This is a genomic window from Herbidospora yilanensis, assembly GCF_001570565.1.
Classification (GTDB): Bacteria; Actinomycetota; Actinomycetes; order Streptosporangiales; family Streptosporangiaceae; genus Herbidospora; species Herbidospora yilanensis.
The window spans coordinates 221,388-240,233 of the sequence record NZ_BBXE01000020.1; the positions used below are offsets into that span (position 1 = coordinate 221,388).

17 protein-coding genes and 1 pseudogene are annotated in these 18,846 nt (G+C 73.7%); 5 read left to right on the top strand and 13 right to left on the bottom strand.

Annotated elements, in window-relative coordinates; translation table 11 throughout:
• The 9 genes from AW273_RS14945 to AW273_RS14985 form a co-directional block, all read right to left on the bottom strand.
• Positions 1–465 carry a CBS domain-containing protein gene (locus AW273_RS14945; RefSeq protein ID WP_062348910.1) on the bottom strand — a complete coding sequence of 155 codons (465 nt, stop codon included), beginning with the start codon at positions 463–465 and terminating at the stop codon, positions 1–3.
• A 59-nt stretch (positions 466–524) separates the two neighbouring features.
• Entirely contained in the window at positions 525–2,420 is a 1,896-nt protein-coding gene (locus AW273_RS14950) for a DUF6596 domain-containing protein (protein ID WP_062348911.1), read from the bottom strand.
• Positions 2,417–2,740: a YciI family protein gene (locus tag AW273_RS14955; RefSeq protein WP_062348912.1), complete on the bottom strand. Its 324-nt coding sequence runs from the start codon at positions 2,738–2,740 to the stop codon at positions 2,417–2,419. Before AW273_RS14955 ends, AW273_RS14950 begins: the two co-directional genes overlap by 4 nt.
• Positions 2,741–2,812: 72 nt before the next feature.
• Entirely contained in the window at positions 2,813–4,144 is a 1,332-nt protein-coding gene (locus AW273_RS14960; RefSeq protein ID WP_062348913.1) for a type I glutamate--ammonia ligase, read from the bottom strand.
• 79 nt (positions 4,145–4,223) lie between these two features.
• Entirely contained in the window at positions 4,224–6,014 is a 1,791-nt protein-coding gene (locus AW273_RS14965) for an FtsX-like permease family protein (RefSeq protein WP_062348914.1), read from the bottom strand.
• A 5-nt stretch (positions 6,015–6,019) separates the two neighbouring features.
• The gene (locus AW273_RS14970) at positions 6,020–6,745 is read right to left on the bottom strand and encodes an ABC transporter ATP-binding protein (protein WP_083949772.1); all 726 of its coding nucleotides are present in this window, start codon (positions 6,743–6,745) and stop codon (positions 6,020–6,022) included.
• The gene (locus tag AW273_RS14975) at positions 6,742–7,275 is read right to left on the bottom strand and encodes a PadR family transcriptional regulator (protein WP_062348915.1); all 534 of its coding nucleotides are present in this window, start codon (positions 7,273–7,275) and stop codon (positions 6,742–6,744) included. The genes AW273_RS14970 and AW273_RS14975 overlap by 4 nt, the downstream gene beginning before the upstream one ends.
• 55 nt (positions 7,276–7,330) lie before the next feature.
• Positions 7,331–7,963: a DUF6766 family protein gene (locus tag AW273_RS14980; protein ID WP_062348916.1), complete on the bottom strand. Its 633-nt coding sequence runs from the start codon at positions 7,961–7,963 to the stop codon at positions 7,331–7,333.
• A gap of 79 nt (positions 7,964–8,042) precedes the next feature.
• Positions 8,043–8,408: a hypothetical protein gene (locus AW273_RS14985; RefSeq protein WP_062348917.1), complete on the bottom strand. Its 366-nt coding sequence runs from the start codon at positions 8,406–8,408 to the stop codon at positions 8,043–8,045.
• Between the two features lie 167 nt (positions 8,409–8,575).
• On the opposite strand from AW273_RS14985, the pseudogene AW273_RS39330 reads away from it, so the two are divergent.
• The 5 genes and pseudogenes from AW273_RS39330 to AW273_RS15005 form a co-directional block, all read left to right on the top strand.
• Positions 8,576–8,875: pseudogene (locus tag AW273_RS39330) on the top strand (DNA topoisomerase IB-related protein); the annotation flags it as partial.
• Positions 8,876–8,951: 76 nt separating this feature from the next.
• The gene (locus AW273_RS38615) at positions 8,952–9,434 is read left to right on the top strand and encodes a site-specific integrase (protein WP_232327422.1); all 483 of its coding nucleotides are present in this window, start codon (positions 8,952–8,954) and stop codon (positions 9,432–9,434) included.
• 129 nt (positions 9,435–9,563) lie between these two features.
• A complete protein-coding gene (locus AW273_RS14995) occupies positions 9,564–10,007 on the top strand; it encodes a hypothetical protein (RefSeq protein WP_062348918.1) in 444 nt (147 codons plus the stop codon).
• Positions 10,004–11,227, top strand: coding sequence for an Nramp family divalent metal transporter (locus AW273_RS15000; RefSeq protein WP_062348919.1), 1,224 nt, complete (start codon positions 10,004–10,006; stop codon positions 11,225–11,227). Before AW273_RS14995 ends, AW273_RS15000 begins: the two co-directional genes overlap by 4 nt.
• The gene (locus tag AW273_RS15005; protein WP_062348920.1) at positions 11,224–12,012 is read left to right on the top strand and encodes a hypothetical protein; all 789 of its coding nucleotides are present in this window, start codon (positions 11,224–11,226) and stop codon (positions 12,010–12,012) included. The genes AW273_RS15000 and AW273_RS15005 overlap by 4 nt, the downstream gene beginning before the upstream one ends.
• Here AW273_RS15005 and AW273_RS15010 read toward each other — a convergent pair.
• From AW273_RS15010 to AW273_RS15025, 4 genes are read right to left on the bottom strand one after another with little or no spacing between them, the layout of a single operon-like run.
• Positions 11,981–12,997: an SDR family oxidoreductase gene (locus AW273_RS15010; protein WP_062348921.1), complete on the bottom strand. Its 1,017-nt coding sequence runs from the start codon at positions 12,995–12,997 to the stop codon at positions 11,981–11,983. The genes AW273_RS15005 and AW273_RS15010 overlap by 32 nt on opposite strands.
• Positions 12,994–15,897: an FAD-binding and (Fe-S)-binding domain-containing protein gene (locus AW273_RS15015; RefSeq protein WP_062348922.1), complete on the bottom strand. Its 2,904-nt coding sequence runs from the start codon at positions 15,895–15,897 to the stop codon at positions 12,994–12,996. The genes AW273_RS15010 and AW273_RS15015 overlap by 4 nt, the downstream gene beginning before the upstream one ends.
• Positions 15,898–15,910: 13 nt before the next feature.
• Positions 15,911–16,975, bottom strand: coding sequence for an enolase C-terminal domain-like protein (locus AW273_RS15020; protein WP_062348923.1), 1,065 nt, complete (start codon positions 16,973–16,975; stop codon positions 15,911–15,913).
• Positions 16,975–18,771, bottom strand: a complete 1,797-nt coding sequence (locus AW273_RS15025) for a thiamine pyrophosphate-requiring protein (protein WP_062348924.1) — start codon at positions 18,769–18,771, stop codon at positions 16,975–16,977. The genes AW273_RS15020 and AW273_RS15025 overlap by 1 nt, the downstream gene beginning before the upstream one ends.
• Positions 18,772–18,846: the final 75 nt, after the last annotated feature.

Consider the following 18,846-nt stretch of genomic DNA (forward strand, 5'->3'; position numbering starts at 1 on the left):
TCAGGAATGGTAGATCACCGCACGGCACAGGTCGGCGCGGGAGAGCGTGCCCACGAGATTCCCCTCGTCGACGACGGGGAGCCTCCGGATGCCGCGCTCGATCATCACGATCGCGGCCCTGGCCAGTTCGTCGGCCGGGCGCACGGTGGCCGTGTCGCGCACGACGAGCGGGTCGATGACCCGGTCGGCGAGCGCGCGGCCCTTCTCCAGGAAGATCCGGAACGCGTCGGCGAGGGTGCCGCCTCCGGCGGTCACGTCGTCGAAGCCGGGCAGCATGGCCCGGACCAGATCCTCTTCGGACAACGATCCGGCGAACCTGCCGTCGTGGTCGATGACCATGAGCTGGCCGACCTCGGAGACGCTCACCACCTCGGCCGCCCGTCTGATGGTCGAACCGAGCCGGATGTGCGCCGGGAACGCCGTCATGACGTCGCTGACCAGCATGCCGGGCCACCTCCCGATCATTCTCCGTGAGTGTAAATCGGGGGTATTCGGGTGTACAGGTGGGTAATCGTCCTGACTTTTCAGGTCAGGCGAAGTGCACTCAAGGTGTGGCCGGTGGCCGTTTTGAAGAGGTGCTCGGCGCGTTCGTAGGACAACCGGCGGCGGCCGGTGTGCGGGCACAGGTCGCCCTCGGCGGGGGCGCGGGCGGGCGCGGGGCGGCGGCCGGAGAGGAACAGCGGGCCGCGGGTGCGGTCGCCGATGAGGTCCGGGAGCAGCGCGGCCGTCCGGGAGCGCCACGTGATCCCGGTACGGGAGCGGCGGGCCTCCAGGTCGAGGTCCTCGACGTTGAGGGCCAGCACCCGGGTCACCGGGGCGGCCGACTCGTGCAGCAGCCACCACAGGGCCCGCTCGCGCGGCGCCGCATCGGCTTCGCGCCACGCCTGGGCGGGCACGGCGGGCCGGGGCGCCGGCGCGGGCTCGGGCCGCCGCGCGAGCTCCGCGACCAGGTCGGGCCGGCCGGCCCACGCGCCGAACGAGCGCAGCGCGGCCAGGTGCCGGTTCCACGTCCGGGCCGCCGTCGCGCCCCAGGCCGAGGTCACCACGCGGGCCGTCTCGGCGGGGGTGAGCTCCGCCACCGGGGTCTGCTCGCCGAGGGCCGTGCCGAGCCGCCGCAGCGTCTGCCCGTAGGACCGGGCCGTCGCGTCCGCGCGCCCGGCGAGGAAATCGGCCACGGCCGGGCCGAGCAGCGCCCCGGCGGGCTCGGCCGCCGGGACGCCGGCGGCCCGCCGTGCCAGGAAGGCGCGTTCGGCGGCGTTGTCGGCCAGCGCCGCCGCCCGCAGGAACTCCCGCCGGGCCGGGCCGGCGCGGCCCAGGCGCAGCAGCAGGTCGGCGCGCACGGCCGGGAGCAGGTGGTAGTTCCGCAGCGCCGGATCGGCGGTCAGGTCCTCGGTCAGGTCGAGCCCCGCCTGCGGGCCGTGGGCCATGCCGACGGCCACCGCCCGGTTGAGCCGCACGACGGGGGTCGGGGTCAGCCGGACGAGGAGTTCGTAGAGGGAGACGATCTGGGCCCAGTCGGTCTCCTCGGCCGTCGGCGCCTGGGCGTGGCAGACCGCGATGGCGGCCTGGAGCAGGTAGGGGCCGGGAGGCCCGCCGAGTTCGCGGGCCCGCAACATCGCGGCGAACCCCCGGCGGATGCGGAGCCGGTCCCAGCGGCCCCGGTTCTGCTCGTACAGCGGGATCGGCTCACCCGACGGGCCGGTGCGGGCCTCCGCGCGGGAGGCCTGGATCTCCATCAGGGCCAGCAGGCCCAGCACCTCGGGCCGGGGAGCCGCCTCGGCCAGCATGCCGCCGAGGCGCAGCGCCTCCAGGGTGAGGCCGGGCCGCATCAGGTCGTCGCCGGACGCCGCCGCGTAGCCCTCGTTGAAGATCAGGTAGACGACCTCCAGCACCGACGCGAGCCGCTCCGCCGCCTCGGCCGGGCCGGGCAGGTCGAAGCCCACCCGGTGCTCGGCCAATGCGCGCTTGGCGTCGGCGATCCGCCGGGCGATCACCTGCTCGCCGGTGAGGAAGGCGCGGGCGATCTCCGCGTTCGTCAGCCCGCCGAGCAGCTTCAGGGTGAGCGCGACCCGCGCCGGAGGCGGCAGCACCGGGTGGCACGACAGGAACATCAGCCGCAGCGTGTCGTCCCGGTCGTCCTCTCCGGTGGTGTCATCGGCGTCCTGGCGCAGGTCGTGGGCGAGCTGACCGTGGGTGCGGTCGTGCCGGCGCTCGGCCCGGATGTGGTCGATCGCCCGGCGCCTGGCCACGGACATCAGCCAGGCGCCGGGGTTGCCGGGCCTGCCCTCGGCGGGCCACTGCTCCATGGCGGCGACCAGGGCGTCCTGGGCGAACTCCTCGGCCAGGCCGACGTCGCCGACCAGCCGGGTCAGCGCGGCGATGATCTTCGCCGACTCCAGTCTCCAGACGGCGTCGATCACTGGACTCTGCGGATCTCGCTGACCCCGTCGCCGACGATCCGGCGGAAGCGGCGGGCCAGCTCCAGCACCTCCTCCCGCGACCGCACCTCCACCAGGGCGAAGCCGACGGCGACCTCCTTGGCCTCGGTGAACGGCCCGTCGGTCACCGTGAACTCCTCTCCCGACGAGGTCATCCGCAGCCCGCCGGGCTCCAGGCCGCCGGTGGCCAGCAGGACGCCCTTGGCGCTCATCTCCTCGATGAACGCGCCCATCTCGGCGAACAGCCTCTCGTCGGGGGCGGGGGTGTTCTCGTCGGCCAGGCTCAGCAGCAGGTAACGCATCTCGGTCTCCGTTCGTCGTCCGGTGTTCGTGCCGGTACGTCGATTCGCCGATGTGACAGGGAATGGGCGTGCTCAGTATCTCCACAGATGGGCGGCGATGACCTCGTCGAGGGGCCTGCCCTCCGCCCAGGCCTGGTCGGCGGCGCGCACGACGGTGAACGCGCCGAAGAGCTCCTCGCCCAGGACCGCGCGGACCAGGCCGCTGTTCAGCGCCGCGTGCTGCTCCTCGAACGTCGCGGGCAGGCGGTGGATGCCCGCCGCCGCGCGGCGTTCCTCGGTCCACGGGCCCGGGTCCTCCTGGACGGGCGGCGGGGGCACGAGGCCGTCGGCGATGCCGGCCAGGCCCGAGGCGATGACGACGGCCAGCGACAGGTAGGGGTTGGCGGAGGCGTCCGACGGCTTGAGCTCCACGTTGGCGTGGGCGGCGCCCAGCAGGCCGGTGGAGGGCACGAAGCGCAGGGCGGCCTCCCGGTTCTCCACGCCCCAGAAGGCGTAGGCGCTGGAGAAGAAGCCGGGCCGCAGGCGCAGCAGGGAGGCGGCGCTGGGGGCGGTGACCGCCGCGATGGACGGCAGGTCGCGCAGCAGCCCGGCCAGGTAGGCGGCCCCGTCGGCGGTCAGGCCGTGCGGGCCGTCGCCGCCCGACAGGAGGTTGACGCCGTCGCGGGCGACCGAGGTGTGCAGGTGCCAGCCGTTGCCGACGCGCGCGCCGTCGGTCAGCGGGGCGAAGCAGGCCCGCAGGCCGTGGGCGCGGGCGGCGGCGTGGATCGTCTGGCGGGTGAGCAGTTGCAGGTCGGCGGCGGTGAGCGGGTCGGCGGGGGCGATGTTGAGCTCGAACTGCGCGGGGCCGTATTCGGCGTGCAACTGGCCGATCTCGACGCCGTTGGCGCGCAGGTCGCGCATCAGCCGGGTGGCGAACTCGTCGACCTCCAGCATCAGCCGGGGGCTGTAGGAGGGGCCCACGACCGCGAGGGGGCCGTCCTCCCGGCTGAGGCGGAACTCCAGCTCGTAGCCCGCCCGGAACTCCAGACCGGCCCGTGCGGCGGCCTCCACCTGCCGTTCCAGCACGCCGCGCTGGTCGTAGGGCCACGGGGAGCCGTCGGCGGTCATCTGGCGGCCGGGGGCCCACGCGAAGCCGGGCTGCCCGGCCAGCCGGACGATCCGGTCGGCGACCGGGACGAGGCGCACGTCTCCCGACGGGGTGCTCAGCCCCGGGGGGCCGTAGGTGATGCCGTCGTGCGTGTCGAAGATCGCGAACAGCGGGCTGACGCCGAGGCCGCGCTCGGCCGCCTGCGGGAGCTGCTCGATCGGGACGGTCCGCGAGCGCGGGATGCCGTTGTTGTCGGCCCACACGACGATGAGGCCCACGACCCCGTCCCTCGCCAGCCGCTCCGCCGTTTTGTGCACCCTGGGATCCTCTCCGGGAACACCGGCCCGAAGTCTCCGCGCACGGCGAAGAAACGGTGAAGAGACCGCCCTCCGGCCGTCAGGCCGCTTCGGCCCTGAGCGTCTCGGCCACCGACCGGCGGGCCGAGACCCGCGCGGGCACGGCCGCCAGGACGGCGGTGGCCAGCACGAGCACGGGCGGGATCAGCCACAACGACGGGACGGGCGGCTGCGGCGGGTTCTGGTGACCGAAGAGCCACTGCATGAACAGGCCCAAGGGGATGCCGGCGAGCGCGCCGGGCAGCGTCGGCAGGAGCTGGGCGGTGGCCAGGCCCGCGGTGACCTGTCCCGGCGTGGCGCCGAGGGTGCGGGCGACGGCCATGGTGGCCCGCGACTCCCGCGCGGTCGTCCAGGTCATGGTGAGGGTGTTCACCACCGCGAGGATGACCATCGCGGCGATGACGCCCAGCAGGAGCAGGCGGGACCGGTCGTCCATCAGGTCGGCCATGGTGACGCCGCCGAAGTCCCAGCCCCGGTAGGGCTGGGCGTCCACCATCAGCAGGACGGTGAGGCCGACGGCCGTGGTCGCCGTGCCGCCGGCGTGCAGCAGGGCGCGGCCGGGGCGGCGGGCGACGAGGCGGAGGCCGAGCAGCAGCGGCACCGGCAGCAGCCCGGCCAGCCTGCTGAGCAGGACCAGGTGGTCGGGGCGGCGGACGGCGGGCGAGAGCGTGGCGACGGCGTCGGTGCGCAGGGCCCTGACGACCGGGGCGAGGGCGGTCAGCACGGCCACGCCGACGGCGACGAGGGTCGTCATCACGACGACCGGGCCGCTCGGCCCCGCGCCGGTGGTGAGCAGGCTGTCGCTAGGATTGACGACGAGCGGGGCGACCAGCCGCGTGACGGCCAGGCCGGCCGCGTCGGCCAGCAGCGCCAGGGCGATGTATTCGGTCAGCAGGACGACGGCCACGAGGCCCGGGGTCGCGCCGACGACCTTGAGCAGCCCGGCGCGGCGGGTCTGCCCGGCGACGCGTCCGGCGGCCAGGGTACTCAGCCCGGCGACGACCATGAAGCTGAGCAGCCAGCCGCCGACGATCAGGATCGGCTGGCCGTCGCGGAGGTAGACCGAGTCCTGGTAGGCGATGACCGGCCAGGTGAAGCAGTTCACCCTGATCGCGGGGTCGTGGGCCTCGTGGTAGACGGCCCGGAAGGCCGCGGTGGCGGCCGGGTCGCGCAGCCGCAGGTAGACGAGGGAGGCCACCGGCACGTCCGCCTGGGCCAGCGCCCGGGTGTCGCGTTCGTGCAACCAGACCAGGCCCGACTGGTCGCTGGGGCCGCCGTCGGGGCCGCCCATCGTCGCCCACGGATAGACCATGCGCGCGGCGGTGACGGCGATGCCGACCACCGGGAACGACCGGCCGGCGACGGTGACGCGGTCGCCGACGCGCAGGCGCAGCGCCCCGGCGAAGCCCCGTTCGACCACGACGCCGCCGGGGCGGACCCACACCCCCGACGTCACCAGCGGCCGGTCGATCGGGCCGGGCCTGGTGTCGGCGCCGAGGACCGCCGCGCGGACCTCGCGGCCGCCCGTGGTGATCGGCGTGAAGAAGGTCCGGTACGTCCGGCTGCGGGACGCCACCCCCGGCACGTTCTCCAGCGACCTCAGCGCGGTGTCGGCCGCCCGGCTCATGCCGGGGGCCACCGCCACCACGTCGGGCCCGGCCGTCGCGGCGCGGGTCTGGAGATAGAGCCGCTCGGTCGCCCCGGGCAGCGACATGCCCAGGCTCAGCACGGCGGTCGCGACGAGCGTCGACAACACCAGCAGCACGGCCGGGCCGGGATGCCGGCGCAGGTCGCCCAGCACGAGGCGGAACACGAGAAGGAGGCGTCCCACGGCGGTCAGTCCCCCATCGCGAACAGGCCGTCGAACTGCCCGGTGCGCCCGCCCAGCCAGGTGTCCTCGACGAAGACCCCGTCGCGCATCGAGATCAGCCGGTCGGCGCTGGCCGCGACCCTGCCGTCATGGGTGACCAGGACGAGGGTCTGCCCCATGCCGCGCAGGTCGGCGAACAGCCGCAGCACCTCGTTGGTGGCCGCGGTGTCGAGGTTGCCGGTGGGCTCGTCGGCCAGCACCACCAGCGGCTCGTTGGCCAGGGCGCGGGCGACGGCCACCCGCTGCCGCTCTCCGCCCGACAACTTCCACGGCAGGTGGCGGGCGCGATGAGCCAGCCCGACCTGGTCGAGCAGGTGCCGGGCCCGCCGCTTGGCGGCCCTGGGCGACCCGCCGGCCAGCAGCACCGGCAGTTCGACGTTCTCGGCCGCCGTCAGCTCCTCCACCAGGTGGAAGGACTGGAAGACGAACCCCACCGACCGGCGGCGCAGCCGGGCCAGGGCCCGTTCGCCCGCGGTGTCGATGCGTTCCCCGGCCAGCCACACCTGGCCGCCGGTGGGCCGTTCGAGGCCGCCCATCAGATGCAGCAGCGTGGACTTCCCGCAGCCGCTCGGCCCCATCACCGCGAGCATCTGCCCGGCCGGCACGTCGAGGTCGACGCCGTCGACGGCGCGGACCAGGTTGTCTTTCCGGCCGTGCCGTTTGGCCAGATCGCGGACCTGCAGCACGTTCATTCGTTCCCGGATTCCTTCCCGGCCCCCGACCAGACCCGTTCGCAGGCCTCCAGCCAGCGCAGGTCGGCCTGCAGCCGCAACGCGATCCCTTCGAGCAGCAGGCCGCCGGTCGAGCCCTCGGGCTCGGCCAGCACCGCCCGCTGCGCCTCGGCCAGCCGGCGCAGCAGCTCGCGGCGCTGCGCGTCGACCAGCTCGACCGGGTCGGCCAGCCGGGACGCGCTCGCCGCGGCGAGCTTGAGGTGGAACTCGACCAGGTCGGGCTTGGGCCGGTTCACCTCTGCCAGCCACGCGGCCACCCGCTCGTGCCCCGCGTCGGTGAGGGCGTAGACCTTGCGGTCGGGGCGGGCCGGCGACTCCTCGGACCGCTCGTGGACGACCAGGCCCGCCTTCTCCAGCCGGGCCAGGGTCACGTAGACCTGGCCCGCGTTCATCGACCCGCCCAGCGGGCCGAGGGCACGCCGCAGCCGCAGGCCGAGGTCGTAGCCGTGCGACGGCTCCTTGGCGAGCATCGCCAGTATCGCGTCCTGCATGCACCACCCCTAACGGCTAGGTAATGAATAGCGGTTAGGTAATGGGAGCGTCAACTCAGGCCTCCGTGCCGGTCTCCTCGTGCGGTGCGCCGACGGGTTTGGACTCGGGCGACTCCCGCTGGCGCAGGTAGATCGACAGGGCGACCATCGAGAGCACCGCCAGGAACTCCGACTGCCAGTTCTGCAGCGTGCGGTCCCAGAAGTCGGGTGAGGTCACGTACTCGGGCCAGGTCACCGGGTCCTGGAGCCGGGAGAGTTGTTCCCGGTTGTAGGCGGCGGTGCCGGCGACCGACTGGGCGTACCAGGACAACACGAAGGCCGCGCCCATCACCAGGCCGAGCGAGTTGGCGAACAACATCGTCCGCAGTCCGCCCACCCGCGCCCACTGCGGGCTGCCCGGCCGGACCTTGTCGCCGATGTCGCCGGTCTTCGACTCCGGCGAGCCGCGCTGGATCAGCCAGACGGTGACCACGATGTACAGCAGGAACTGGAGGTACTCGGACTGCCAGTTCTCCGCGACGTCGACCGCGAAGTCGGCCGAGGTGACGTAGGCCCCCCAGGAGACGGGGGTGCCGCCGGAGCCGAGCTGGTCGTCGTTGTAGGCGCCGAGGCCCGCGAACGACTGCCCGGCCAGCGCCAGCGCGAAGGCCACCATGAAGAACAGGCTCAGCCCGTTGCGGCGGATCATCGGCGCAGGAACCCGATGAGCACGAAGTAGGCCAGGCCGACCACGATGATCGCGACCGTCAGGGCGAACACGGTGCGCATCAGCCCGACACCTCGCAGTCGTAGGGCCGTTCCCCGCCGGGCCGGCAGCCCGCTCCCCGCACCCGCCACCCGTCGGCGCCGCGGTGCAGGAACACGGTGTCCCCCCGCAGGCGCACCTGGGCCTCGGAACCCCACACCGCGACCTCTTCGGCCGGGCCGCCGCGCAGTCCGACGTCCAGGATGCTGGTCGCGCACGGCTCGGGGAGGCTCCTGGCCGCGGCGTCGGTGAGCAGCGCGCACGCCGCCGCCCCCTGCCCGGCGGCCACCGCGGCGTAGAAGCGCCCCGTGGCCTGCTCGACGGCCGGCCCGGCCCCGGCGGCGCAGGCGCTCACCGGCAGCACCATCCCCATCACGTATTTCAGCACGTAGACGAGGGTTCCCCGGCTGAGAGACGCGTAGTCCGTTAGGCCGGCCCGGTGCCGGGCACGGTGGCAGGGTGCCAGAACTGCGCCCCAGCGACCCCGCCGAACCCGGCATCACCCGCCGCCGTCGCGGGCGTTCCTTCTCCTACGCCTACGCCGACGGCCGCCCCGTGAAGGACCTGCGCACCCTGCGCCGGATCCGGGCGCTGGTGCTGCCCCCGGCCTGGCGGGACGTGTGGATCTGCCGCGACCCCGACGGCCACATCCAGGCCGTGGGCACCGACGCGGCCGGCCGCCGCCAGTACCGCTACCACGACGCCTGGCGGGAGGAGCAGGACCGGGCCAAGTTCGAGCGGGTCGGCCGGCTGGCCGAACGCCTGCCCGCCTTCCGGAAGAAGGTCCAGGCCGACCTCGACGGCAGGGGCCTGACCCGCGAGCGGGTGCTGGCCGCCGCCCGGATGCTCGACATCGGCCTGTTCCGGGTCGGCGGGGAGGCCTACGAGTCCTTCGGCCTGGCCACCCTGCGCCTATCCGGCCAAGGGCGGGGTGCCGCGCGAGGTCGAGATCACCGACCCCGACGTCCGCGAGGTCGTCACCGCCCTGCGGAAGGGCCGCGACGAGGGCGAACTCCTCGGTTACGAGAGCGACGGCCGGTGGGTCGACGTCAGGAGCGACGACATCAACGACTACCTGCGCGACCGGTTCGAGACCGACGTCAGCGCCAAGGACTTCCGCACCTGGCACGCCACCGTGTACGCCGCCGTCGGCCTGGCCGTCTCCAAACGGGTGCGCAGCCGGACCGGCCGCCGCCGGGCCGTCACGCGGGTCATGAAGGAGGTGGCCGGATACCTCGGCAACACCCCGGCCGTGGCCCGCGCCTCCTACGTCGACCCCCGGGTGATCACGGCGTACGAACACGGGAAGACCATCGACCGCGCGCTCGCCGACCTGGGCGAGGGCGACGGCCCGGCCACCCACGGCGCGGCCGAGCACGCGGTGATCGCGCTGCTCAAGCGCACCAGGCGCTGAACGTTCGGCCCGTTCCCCCTGGGGCAGTGGGCGTCTCATGAACGACGAGGGGCTGGTGTTGCTGGCCGCCTGGGGCCAGTTCGCGGTGCTGCTCGGCCTGCTGGCCTACTTCCTGCTGCGGACCCGTCCGTGAGGCGGGTCCTGCTCATGGTCGCGCTGCTCATGGCGGCGCCGCTCGTGGCGGGGTGCGCCTCCCCGGCGTGGGACGACGCCGACTACGGCAGCAAGGCCGGCGCGACGGCCGAGGCCGCCGCCTCCTCCGTGGCGCTGGTGCGGCTCGCGGTCGAGAACGAGGCGCGGCTGACCCGGCCGTACCTCCAGACCCTGCTCACCGAGACCGCCACCGAGCTCGGCGGCGTCGACTCCCAGTTCGGCGCGGTCCAGCCGCCGTCACAGGCGGCGGTCGCGGTCCGGGCCGAGATCACCGGGCTGACCTCGGAGGCGGCCGAGCGGGTGCGGGCGCTCCTGAACGAGGTGCGGCTGCGGGAGATCCGCGACCCCGGGAAGGCGGCGGCCGACCTGGCCGCGCTGGGTGACCGGTTGCGCGCCTTCGCCGGGGAACAACCGTCGTGAAGCGGTTCCTCGCCGTCACCCTCGGCATCCTGACCGCGATCGGCGGGTTCGTCGACATCGGCGACCTGGTCGCCAACGCGCTGGTCGGCTCCCGGTTCGGCCTGTCGCTGGCCTGGGTGGTCGTGGTCGGCGTGGTCGGCATCTGCCTGTTCGCCGAGATGGCCGGGCGGGTGGCGGCGGTGTCCGGCCGGCCGGTCTTCGACCTCGTCCGCGAACGCCTCGGCCCCCGCGCGGGCCTGCTCAACCTGGCCGCGTCGTTCGGCATCAACCTGCTCACCCTGGCCGCCGAGATCGGCGGGGCCGCCCTCGCCCTGGAACTCGCCACCGGGATCGACTACCTGCTGTGGGTGCCCGCCGTGGGCCTGGTGGCGTGGCTGGTGATGTGGCGGGTGAGGTTCGAGACGATGGAGCGGGTCTTCGGCCTGGCCGGGCTCGCCCTGGTGGTCTTCCTGGTCGCCTTCTTCGCCCTGGACCCCGACTACGGGGAACTGGGGCGCCAGCTCACCCACAACCCGTCCGACGACGGCGCGGCCACCTACTGGTACTACGCCGTCGCCCTGCTGGGGGCGGCCATGACGCCGTACGAGGTGTTCTTCTTCTCCTCCGGCGGCGTGGAGGAGCGCTGGACCCGGCGCGACCTGGGCGTCATGCGCGCCAACGTCTTCGTCGGGTTCCCGCTGGGCGGCCTGCTGTCGATCGCCATCGCCGCGTGCGCGGCCACCGTCTTCCTCCCGCAGATGATCGAGGTCGGCACGCTCGGCCAGATGGTGCTGCCCGCCGGGCTCGCCTTCGGCCAGATCGGCCTGGCCCTGGTGATCTTCGGCGTCTTCGCCGCGACGTTCGGCGCGACCCTGGAGACGGCCTTGTCGTCGGGCTACTCGATCAGCCAGTACTTCGGCTGGCAGTGGGGCAAGTACGTGCGGCCCCGGGAGGCGGCCCGGTTCCACGCGACGCTGCTGGTGTCGACGATCGTCGCGGTGGCGCTGATCCTGACGACGATCGACCCGATCAAGGTCACGGAGTATTCGCTGGTCCTCTCGGCGGCGGCGCTGCCGCTGACCTACCTGCCGGTGCTGATGATCGCCAACGACCCCGACTACATGGGCGACCGGGTCAACGGCCGCCTGTCCAACACCCTGGGGACCCTCTACATGATCCTGCTCCTGCTGGTCGCGGTGGCGGCCATACCGTTGATGCTCGCGACCAAGGCGGGCCAGTGACCGGCCGCGTCCTGCACGCCCACCTCCACCTGCTCGACCGCCAGGTGGTCAGGGCCGACGGACGGCTGCTCTGCAAGGTCGACGACCTGGAGATCGAGACGGGAGAGGTCCCGTACGTGACCGCCATCCTCGCCGGGCCCCTCGCGCTCGGCCCCCGTGTCGGCGGCGTCATCGGCCGCCTGATGACGGGAACGACCCGCCTGTTCCGCCCGGAGGAGGGCCCGGCCCCGCCGCGGGTGCCGATGAGCCTGGTCGCCGAGATCGGCGGCGCGGTGACGGTGGGCGGCGACGTGCCGGAGGCGTCCCTGGAACGCTGGGTGCGCGACCATCTGGTCGATCCCCTGCCCGGCAGCGGCGGCGGGCAGGCCGGCGCCGGCGCTCCCCGGCCGGTCCGGCGGTCCGAGGTCCCCGTCCGAGACCGGCTGAGCTCGCTGGTCGGCCGCCGGGTCGTCGACCGCGACGGCGGGCCCGTCGGGCAGGTGGCCGACGTCCAGCTCACCCAGGACGGCCCGCTCCTCGGCGAGACGACTCAGGCGTTGCGGCTGAGCGGCCTGGTCGTGGCGCCCCGGCACACCGGCCAGCTCTTCGGCTACGAACGCGGGCCGGGCGGCAACAGCCCGGCCCTGGTCAGAGTGGTGATCCGCCGCCTCCACCAGGGCAGCCGGTTCGTCGCGTGGGAGCAGATCGGCGACGCCGGCGACCCGATCAGGCTCACCGAGCCGCGCGCGGCCCTCCTGCCGCTGGAGGAGCTGTTCACACGTGGTGACGCGAGCGCATCCGCATGACGAGGGCGGCCGCGCCGACGGCCGCGCCGAGGCCGGCGACCAGGGCGTGGTGCCGGCTGGCCCACGCCTGCGGGCTGACCTCCGCCGACCGTTCGTCGAACGCGCCGTGCGCGCCGTAGTCATGGCCGTGCGGGCCGTCGGCCGGGGCCCACAGGTTCGCCGGCTGGCGGGGCGACCTCGGCTGCTCGGTCTGCTGGGAGTCGAAGCCCGTCCTGGCCAGGTAGCGGTCGAGCAGCCCGGGGGCGATCGCGTTGGCCATCAGGGTCGCGACGGTGCTGGCGCCGACCCAGTACTCGCGGCGTTCTGGGTGGTCGGCGGCGTACAGCACGGCCCGCGCGGCGACCTCGGGCTGGTAGATCGGCGGCACCGGCTGGGCCTGGCGGGGCAGCCGCGACAACACCCACGAGAACTGGGGCGTGTTGACCGCGGGCAACTGGACCATGGTCACGTGGACGCCGCTGTGCCCGTGCAGCAGCTCGCAGCGCAGCGCCTCGTTGAAGCCCTGGATGGCGTGCTTGGCGCCGCAGTAGGCGCTCTGCAGCGGGATGCCCCGGTAGGCCAGCGCCGAGCCGACCTGGACGACGGTCCCCCGGTCGCGGGGCCGCATCCGGTTCAGCGCGGCCATGGTGCCGTGCACGTAGCCGAGGTAGGTGACCTCGGTGACGCGGCGGTACTCCTCCGGCCGGATGTCGGCGAAGGGGGCGAAGACCGACGTGAACGCCACGTTCACCCACACGTCGATGGGGCCCAGCTCGGCCTCGGCCCGGCCGGCGGCGGCGTCCACCTGCGCGAAGTCGGACACGTCGACGGGGATCTCCAGCGGGGTGCCGCCGCCCCGCCGCACGTCGGCGGCGGCGGCCCCCAGGCCCTTGACTCCCCGGGCGAGCAGGGCCACCTTCGCGTGCCGCGCGCCGAACGCCTGGGCCACCGCGCGGCCGACGCCGCCGCTCGCGCCGGTGACGACCACGACCTGTTCCGCTTTCATCGTCCCTCCTCGTGCAGCCCGACGGCGAGCAACTGGGCGAGGTGCACGCCCTCCCGGCCGCCGCTGTCGAGCTGGTGGATCTGGGTGCGGCAGCTGAACCCGTCGGCGAGCACGGCGGTCTCCCGCCGGGCCGCCCGCAGCCGGGGCAGCAGCACCCGTTCGGCGCAGGCCTCGCTGACCTCCAGGTGACCGCGCTCGAAGCCGAAGTTCCCGGCCAGCCCGCAGCAGCCCGAGTCGAGGTGCTCCGCCCGTACACCGGCGGCTTGGAGCAGTTCCTCGTCGGCGTCGAAGCCCATGACGGCGTGCTGGTGGCAGTGGACCTGGGCCAGCGCGTCGACGTCGAGGCGCGGCGGCCGGTAGCCGGGGCTGTGCCGGGTGAGCAGTTCGGCGAGCGTGACCGTCTGGTTCCGCAGCCGCCGCACGTCCTGGTCGGTCGGGAACAGCTCCTCGGCGTCGCCGCGGAACACGGCCGTGCAGCTCGGTTCCAGCCCGACGACCAGGCCGCCGTCGCGCAGGTGGTCGGCCAGCAGCCGCACGGTCCGCCTCAGGACGCGTTTCGCGGTGGCGAGCTGGCCGGTGGAGATCCAGGTCAGCCCGCAGCACACCGGGCCGGGCGGCAGGACGACCCGCCAGCCCGCGTCCTCGATCACCTCGACGGCGGCCCGCCCGACCTCGGGGTGGAATCCGTTGGTGAAGGTGTCCGGCCACAACAGGACGCTCCCCCGGCCGCCGTCGCCGCGCGGGCCCCGTCGCCGGAACCAGCGCTGGAAGGTCTGCCCGGCGAACGCCGGGAGCTCCCGGTCGGCGACCCCCGCGACCACCCTGGCCAGTCCCCCCATGCGGTTCACCACCGGCCCGAGCCGGAGCCCGGCGACGACCGCGGCGGCGACGGGGAGCCAGCCCAGCGCCAGGTCGGACCGGGGCCGCCGCCACTGCCGGCCCTCGTAGTGGTGCGACAGGAACTCCGCCTTGTACGTCGCCATGTCCACGTTCGCCGGGCAGTCGGTCTTGCACCCCTTGCAGGCCAGGCACAGATCGAGGGCGTTCTTCACCTCGCCGGACCGCCAGCCCCGGGTGATCGTCTCGTCGCCGTGCCCGTCGAGCATCTCGAACAGCAGCCGGGCGCGGCCCCGGGTGGAGTGCTCCTCCTCCCCGGTGACCTGGTAGGACGGGCACATCACCTGGCCGCCCTCGGTGGTGTGCTGACGGCAACGGCCGACGCCGACGCAGCGGTTGACCGCCTGGCTGAACGAGCCGCCGTCGTGCGGATACCGGAACCTGAGGTCCTGCGGCTCGGCGGGCGCCCAGTGCGAGCCGAGCCGCAGATGGTCGTCGAGCGGGTAGGGCGCGACGACCTTGCCGGGGTTCATCCGGTCGTCGGGGTCGAAGATCGTCTTGAGCCGCATGAAAGCGGTGACGATCTCCGGGCCGAACATCTTGGGCAGCAGTTCGCCCCGGCTCTGGCCGTCGCCGTGCTCGCCGGAGAACGATCCGCCGAACTCGGCGACGAGGTCGGCGGCCCTCTCCATGAACCGGCGGTAGGCCGCGACGCCGTCGGCGGTGTAGAGGTCGAAGGGGATGCGGGTGTGCACGCAGCCCTGCCCGAAGTGGCCGTAGAGGGCCGGACCGGTGTCGCTCTCGTAGCCGAACTCCCGGTAGAGGTCGCGGAGCCGGCGCAGGTACTCGCCGAGCCGTTCGGGGGCCACGGCGGAGTCCTCCCAGCCCTCGAAGGTGTCGGGCCGGTCGGCGACGTGCGCGGTCGCGGCCAGGCCCGCCTCCCTGACGTGCCAGAGCTCGTCCTCGCGGACGGGGTCGCCGAGGAACCGCACGTCGGCGCGGTGCCCGTCGTCGAGCAGGCCCTGCGCGCGGGACCGCGCCTCCTCGGCCGTCTCGCCGCCGAACTGCACCATGAGGAAGGCCCGGCCCCGCGGGAGTTCGCCCAGCGCGGCGGGGTTGAGGTGCTTGAGCTGCTCGTCGCGGATCAGCTTGTGGTCGACGCCCTCCAGCGCGATCGGCTCGTAGGGCAGGATCGCGGGCACCGCGTCGGCGGCCGCGGCGATGTCGGGGTAGCCGAGCACGACCAGGGCGCGCTCGGGCAGCACCGGCACCAGCTCCAGTTCCGCGCGCAGCACGGTGACCAGGGTCGACTCACTGCCGACGAGCAGCCCGGCGACGTCGAAGCCGTGCTCGGGCAGCAGGGAGTCGAGGTTGTAGCCGGAGACCCGGCGCGGGATGTGGGGGTAGCGCCGCCGGATCTCGTCGGCGTAGGCGTCGCGCAGGGCCCGCAACTGCCGGTAGATCGCGGCCCGGGGGTCGCCCCGGTGTTCGATCGCGGCGTACTCCTCGTCGGTGGTCTCGCCGCACCAGAAGCGGGTGCCGTCGTAGAGGAGCACCTCCAGGCGGGCGATGTTGTCGACGACCTTGCCGGTGCGCTGCGCGGTCGCGCCGCAGGAGTTGTTGCCGATCATGCCGCCGAGGGTGCAGTTCATGTGGGTGGCGGGTTCCGGGCCGTACCGCAGGCCGTGCTCCCTGAGCTTCCGGTTCAGCACGTCCAGGACGATGCCGGGCTGCACGACGCAGGTGCGGCCCTCGGCGTCGACCGACTCCAGCGCGGTGCAGTACTTCGACCAGTCGACGACCACGGCGGTGTTGGCGCACTGCCCGGCGAGGCTCGTGCCGCCGCCCCGCGACAGGACCGGGGCGCCGAAGTCGCGGGCGACGGCCACCGCCTCGGCCCCGGCGTCGGGGGTGCGGGGCACCACCACGCCGATGGGCACCTGGCGGAAGTTGGAGGCGTCGGTGGAGTAGGCGGCGCGGCTGCCGGGGTCGAACCTGATCTCGCCGTCGACCCGCTCGCGCAGGGCCTCCACCAGAGCGGCCGGAGCTTCGGTGATGGTCATGACTGTCCTCCCGTCAGAGTGCGACCGCGTAGCGCCGGGCGGCGTCCTCCCTGATCGAGAGGCCGTGGCCGGAGACCGACGCCGACGGGGTCACGACGCCGTCCACGGGACGCAGGCCCCCGTCGAAGAGCAGGTTCTCGACGCGGTCGTGGTCGGCGAACCATTCGAGGTGCCGGAGGTTCTGGGTCGCGGCGCCGATCTGCGCCGACAGGCTGTTGGCGCAGTGGGCCGACACGTCCCGGTTGACGGCGGCGGCCACGGCGGCGGCGCGGGCGAACTCGGTGTAGCCGCCGCAGCGGGTCACGTCGATCTGCAGGCAGTCGACGACGCCGGTCATGCGGGCGAAGTAGGGCAGGTCGTAGCCGTACTCCCCGGCCGCGACGTCGGGCCGGCTGACCGCGCGCACCTCCGCCAGGCCCGCGAGGTCGTCGCTGGAGACCGGCTCCTCGAACCAGGTCACGTCCCACTCGGCGAGCCGCCGGGCGACCCGGCGGGCCTGGCCGACGGAGTAGGCGCCGTTGGCGTCCACGTAGACCTCGGCGGCGTCGCCCACCGTGGCGCGGGTGAGCGCCACCCGGTCCAGGTCGGGGCCGATCTTGATCTTCACCCTGGGGGTCCGGCCGGCCCAGTGCTCCAGCCAGGCGCGCAGGTCGGCCTCGCCCATCGAGGTGAAGCCGCCGCTGGCGTACACGGGGACCGATTCGCGCACCCGGCCGAGCAGGCGGCACAGCGGCAGCCCGCACGACCGCGCCGCCGCGTCCCACAGGGCGATGTCGACCGCCGAGATCGCGCACGACACCAGTCCCGGCCGGCCCAGGTTGCGCACGGCGTGCCGCATGGCCGCCCAGCAGGCCGGCACGTCGAGCACCGGCCGTCCCGTCACCGCCCCGGCCAGCACGCCCTCGACCAGCGGCACGCAGGCCGCGTCGGCGTACGTCCAGCCGAGCCCGGTCACGCCGTCGGCCCGGACGTGCACCACGACGACGGTGGTGGAGTCCCAGCCGAGGGTGCCGTCGGTCTCCGGTTCCGGCGTGGGCACGCGATAGGCGCACGCCGCCACGTGGTCGACCGGCGGCATCAGTCGTTCTTCCGGCCGTGCAGGAACTCCTGCGCCTTGGTCTTCACCCCTTGCGCGATCAGGTGGAACGCGCTCGGGTCGCCCTGCAGCACGGCCTCGGTCACCGACTTGACCTGGTCGAAGGTCGCGTGCGGCGGAATCGGCGGCACCTCCGGGTCGCAGTGCACGTCGAGCACCGCGGGCACGCCCGCCGCGAACGCCCGGTCCCACGCCAGGCCCAGGCCCTCCGGTTCGGCGACCGTGATGCCCTCCAGGCCGAGGGAGCGGGCGAACCCGGCGTAGTCGACGTCGGGGAGGCTCTGCGAGGCCTCGAACTTCGGCGCGCCGCCCATGGCCCGCAGCTCCCACGTCACCTGGTTGAGGTCGTTGTTGTGGAAGACGCAGACGACCAGGCGCGGGTCGCGCCACAGGTGGTGGTAGCGGGCGATGGTGATCAGTTCGGCCAGCCCGTTCATCTGCATGGCCCCGTCGCCCGCCAGGGCGACCACGGGCCGGTCGGGATGGGCGAACTTGGCGCCGATGGCGTAGGGCACGCCGGGGCCCATCGTGGCCAGGGTGCCCGACAACGAGCCCCGCATGCCCTGGCGCATGCGCAGGTTGCGGGCGTACCAGTTGGTGGACGAGCCGGAGTCGGCCGTCACGATCGCGTCGCCGGGGACGCGCCGGGACAACTCCGAGACGATCAGCATCGGGTTGACCGGCTTGGCCGTCACCTCGGCCTCGCGCTCCACGACGTCCCACCAGGCGGCCACGTTCCGCTCGATGGTCTCCCGCCACTCGCTGCCGACCTTGGGCCGGATCATCGGGATCAGCGCGGTGAGCGTGGCGGCGGCGTCGCCGACGAGGTTGACCTCGGTGGGGTAGCGCATCCCGATGAACCGGCCGTCGATGTCGATCTGCACCGCCCTGGCCTGCCCGAACTCCGGCAGGAACTGGGTGTAGGGGAAGTTGGAGCCCACGATCAGCAGGGTGTCGCAGTCGCGCATCATCTCGTAGCTGGCCCGGGTGCCGAGCAGCCCGATCGACCCCGTCACGTAGGGGAGGTCGTCGGGCAGCACGTCCTTGCCCAGCAGCGCCTTGGCCACCCCCGCGCCGGTCAGGTCGGCGAGCCGCCGCACCTCCTCGGCCGCGCCCCGCGCGCCCTGCCCGACCAGGATGGCCGGCCGCTCCCCCGCGTTGATCACGTCGGCGGCCAGCGCGATGTCGGACTCGGTGGCGACCGTCCGCGCCCACACGGTGCCCGGCGGGCTGGAGGGCACCATCTTGAAGGCGTGCTCCGGCGCGGCGTACTCCTCCTCCTGGAGGTCCGACGGGATGATCACCGCCGTCGGCGCGCGGGAGGCCTGGGCGGTCCTGATCGCGCGGTCGAGCGCGTTCGGGAGTTGCTCGGCCACGTTGACCTCGACCAGGTACTCCGAGGCGACGTCCTTGAACAGCGCCTGGAGGTCCACCTCCTGCTGGTAGCTGCCGCCCATCGCGCTGCGGGCGGTCTGGCCCACGATCGCCACCACCGGCACGTGGTCGAGCTTGGCGTCGTAGAGCCCGTTCAGCAGGTGGATCGCCCCGGGTCCCGAGGTGGCCATGCAGACCCCGAACCGGCCGCTGAACTTGGCGTATCCGACGGCCGCGAACGCGGCCATCTCCTCGTGCCGGCTCTGTACGAACCGGGGCACGTCGTCCGCCCTGCCCAGGGCCGCGAGGATGCCGTTGATCCCGTCTCCCGGATAGGCGAAAATCTGCTGTACGCCCCATTCCTGGAGGCGTCGTACCACGTAGTCACCGACGGTCTGCGCCATGAGCGTCCCCCCGCTCTCGGTATTTCGCCCGGCGTACCCATCCGTTTTATGGCTACACGCACCTTTTGTCGGATT

Bases quoted from the DNA above. Each gene is read 5' to 3' on its own strand.
- AW273_RS15010 (WP_062348921.1), bottom strand. From the start codon at position 12,997: ATGAAAGCGGAACAGGTCGTGGTCGTCACCGGCGCGAGCGGCGGCGTC.
- AW273_RS15020 (WP_062348923.1), bottom strand. From the start codon at position 16,975: ATGCCGCCGGTCGACCACGTGGCGGCGTGCGCCTATCGCGTGCCCACG.
- AW273_RS14975 (WP_062348915.1), bottom strand. From the start codon at position 7,275: ATGCAGGACGCGATACTGGCGATGCTCGCCAAGGAGCCGTCGCACGGC.
- AW273_RS14980 (WP_062348916.1), bottom strand. From the start codon at position 7,963: ATGATCCGCCGCAACGGGCTGAGCCTGTTCTTCATGGTGGCCTTCGCG.
- AW273_RS15015 (WP_062348922.1), bottom strand. From the start codon at position 15,897: ATGACCATCACCGAAGCTCCGGCCGCTCTGGTGGAGGCCCTGCGCGAG.
- AW273_RS15025 (WP_062348924.1), bottom strand. From the start codon at position 18,771: ATGGCGCAGACCGTCGGTGACTACGTGGTACGACGCCTCCAGGAATGG.
- AW273_RS14945 (WP_062348910.1), bottom strand. From the start codon at position 465: ATGATCGGGAGGTGGCCCGGCATGCTGGTCAGCGACGTCATGACGGCG.
- AW273_RS14955 (WP_062348912.1), bottom strand. From the start codon at position 2,740: ATGCGTTACCTGCTGCTGAGCCTGGCCGACGAGAACACCCCCGCCCCC.
- AW273_RS14970 (WP_083949772.1), bottom strand. From the start codon at position 6,745: ATGAACGTGCTGCAGGTCCGCGATCTGGCCAAACGGCACGGCCGGAAA.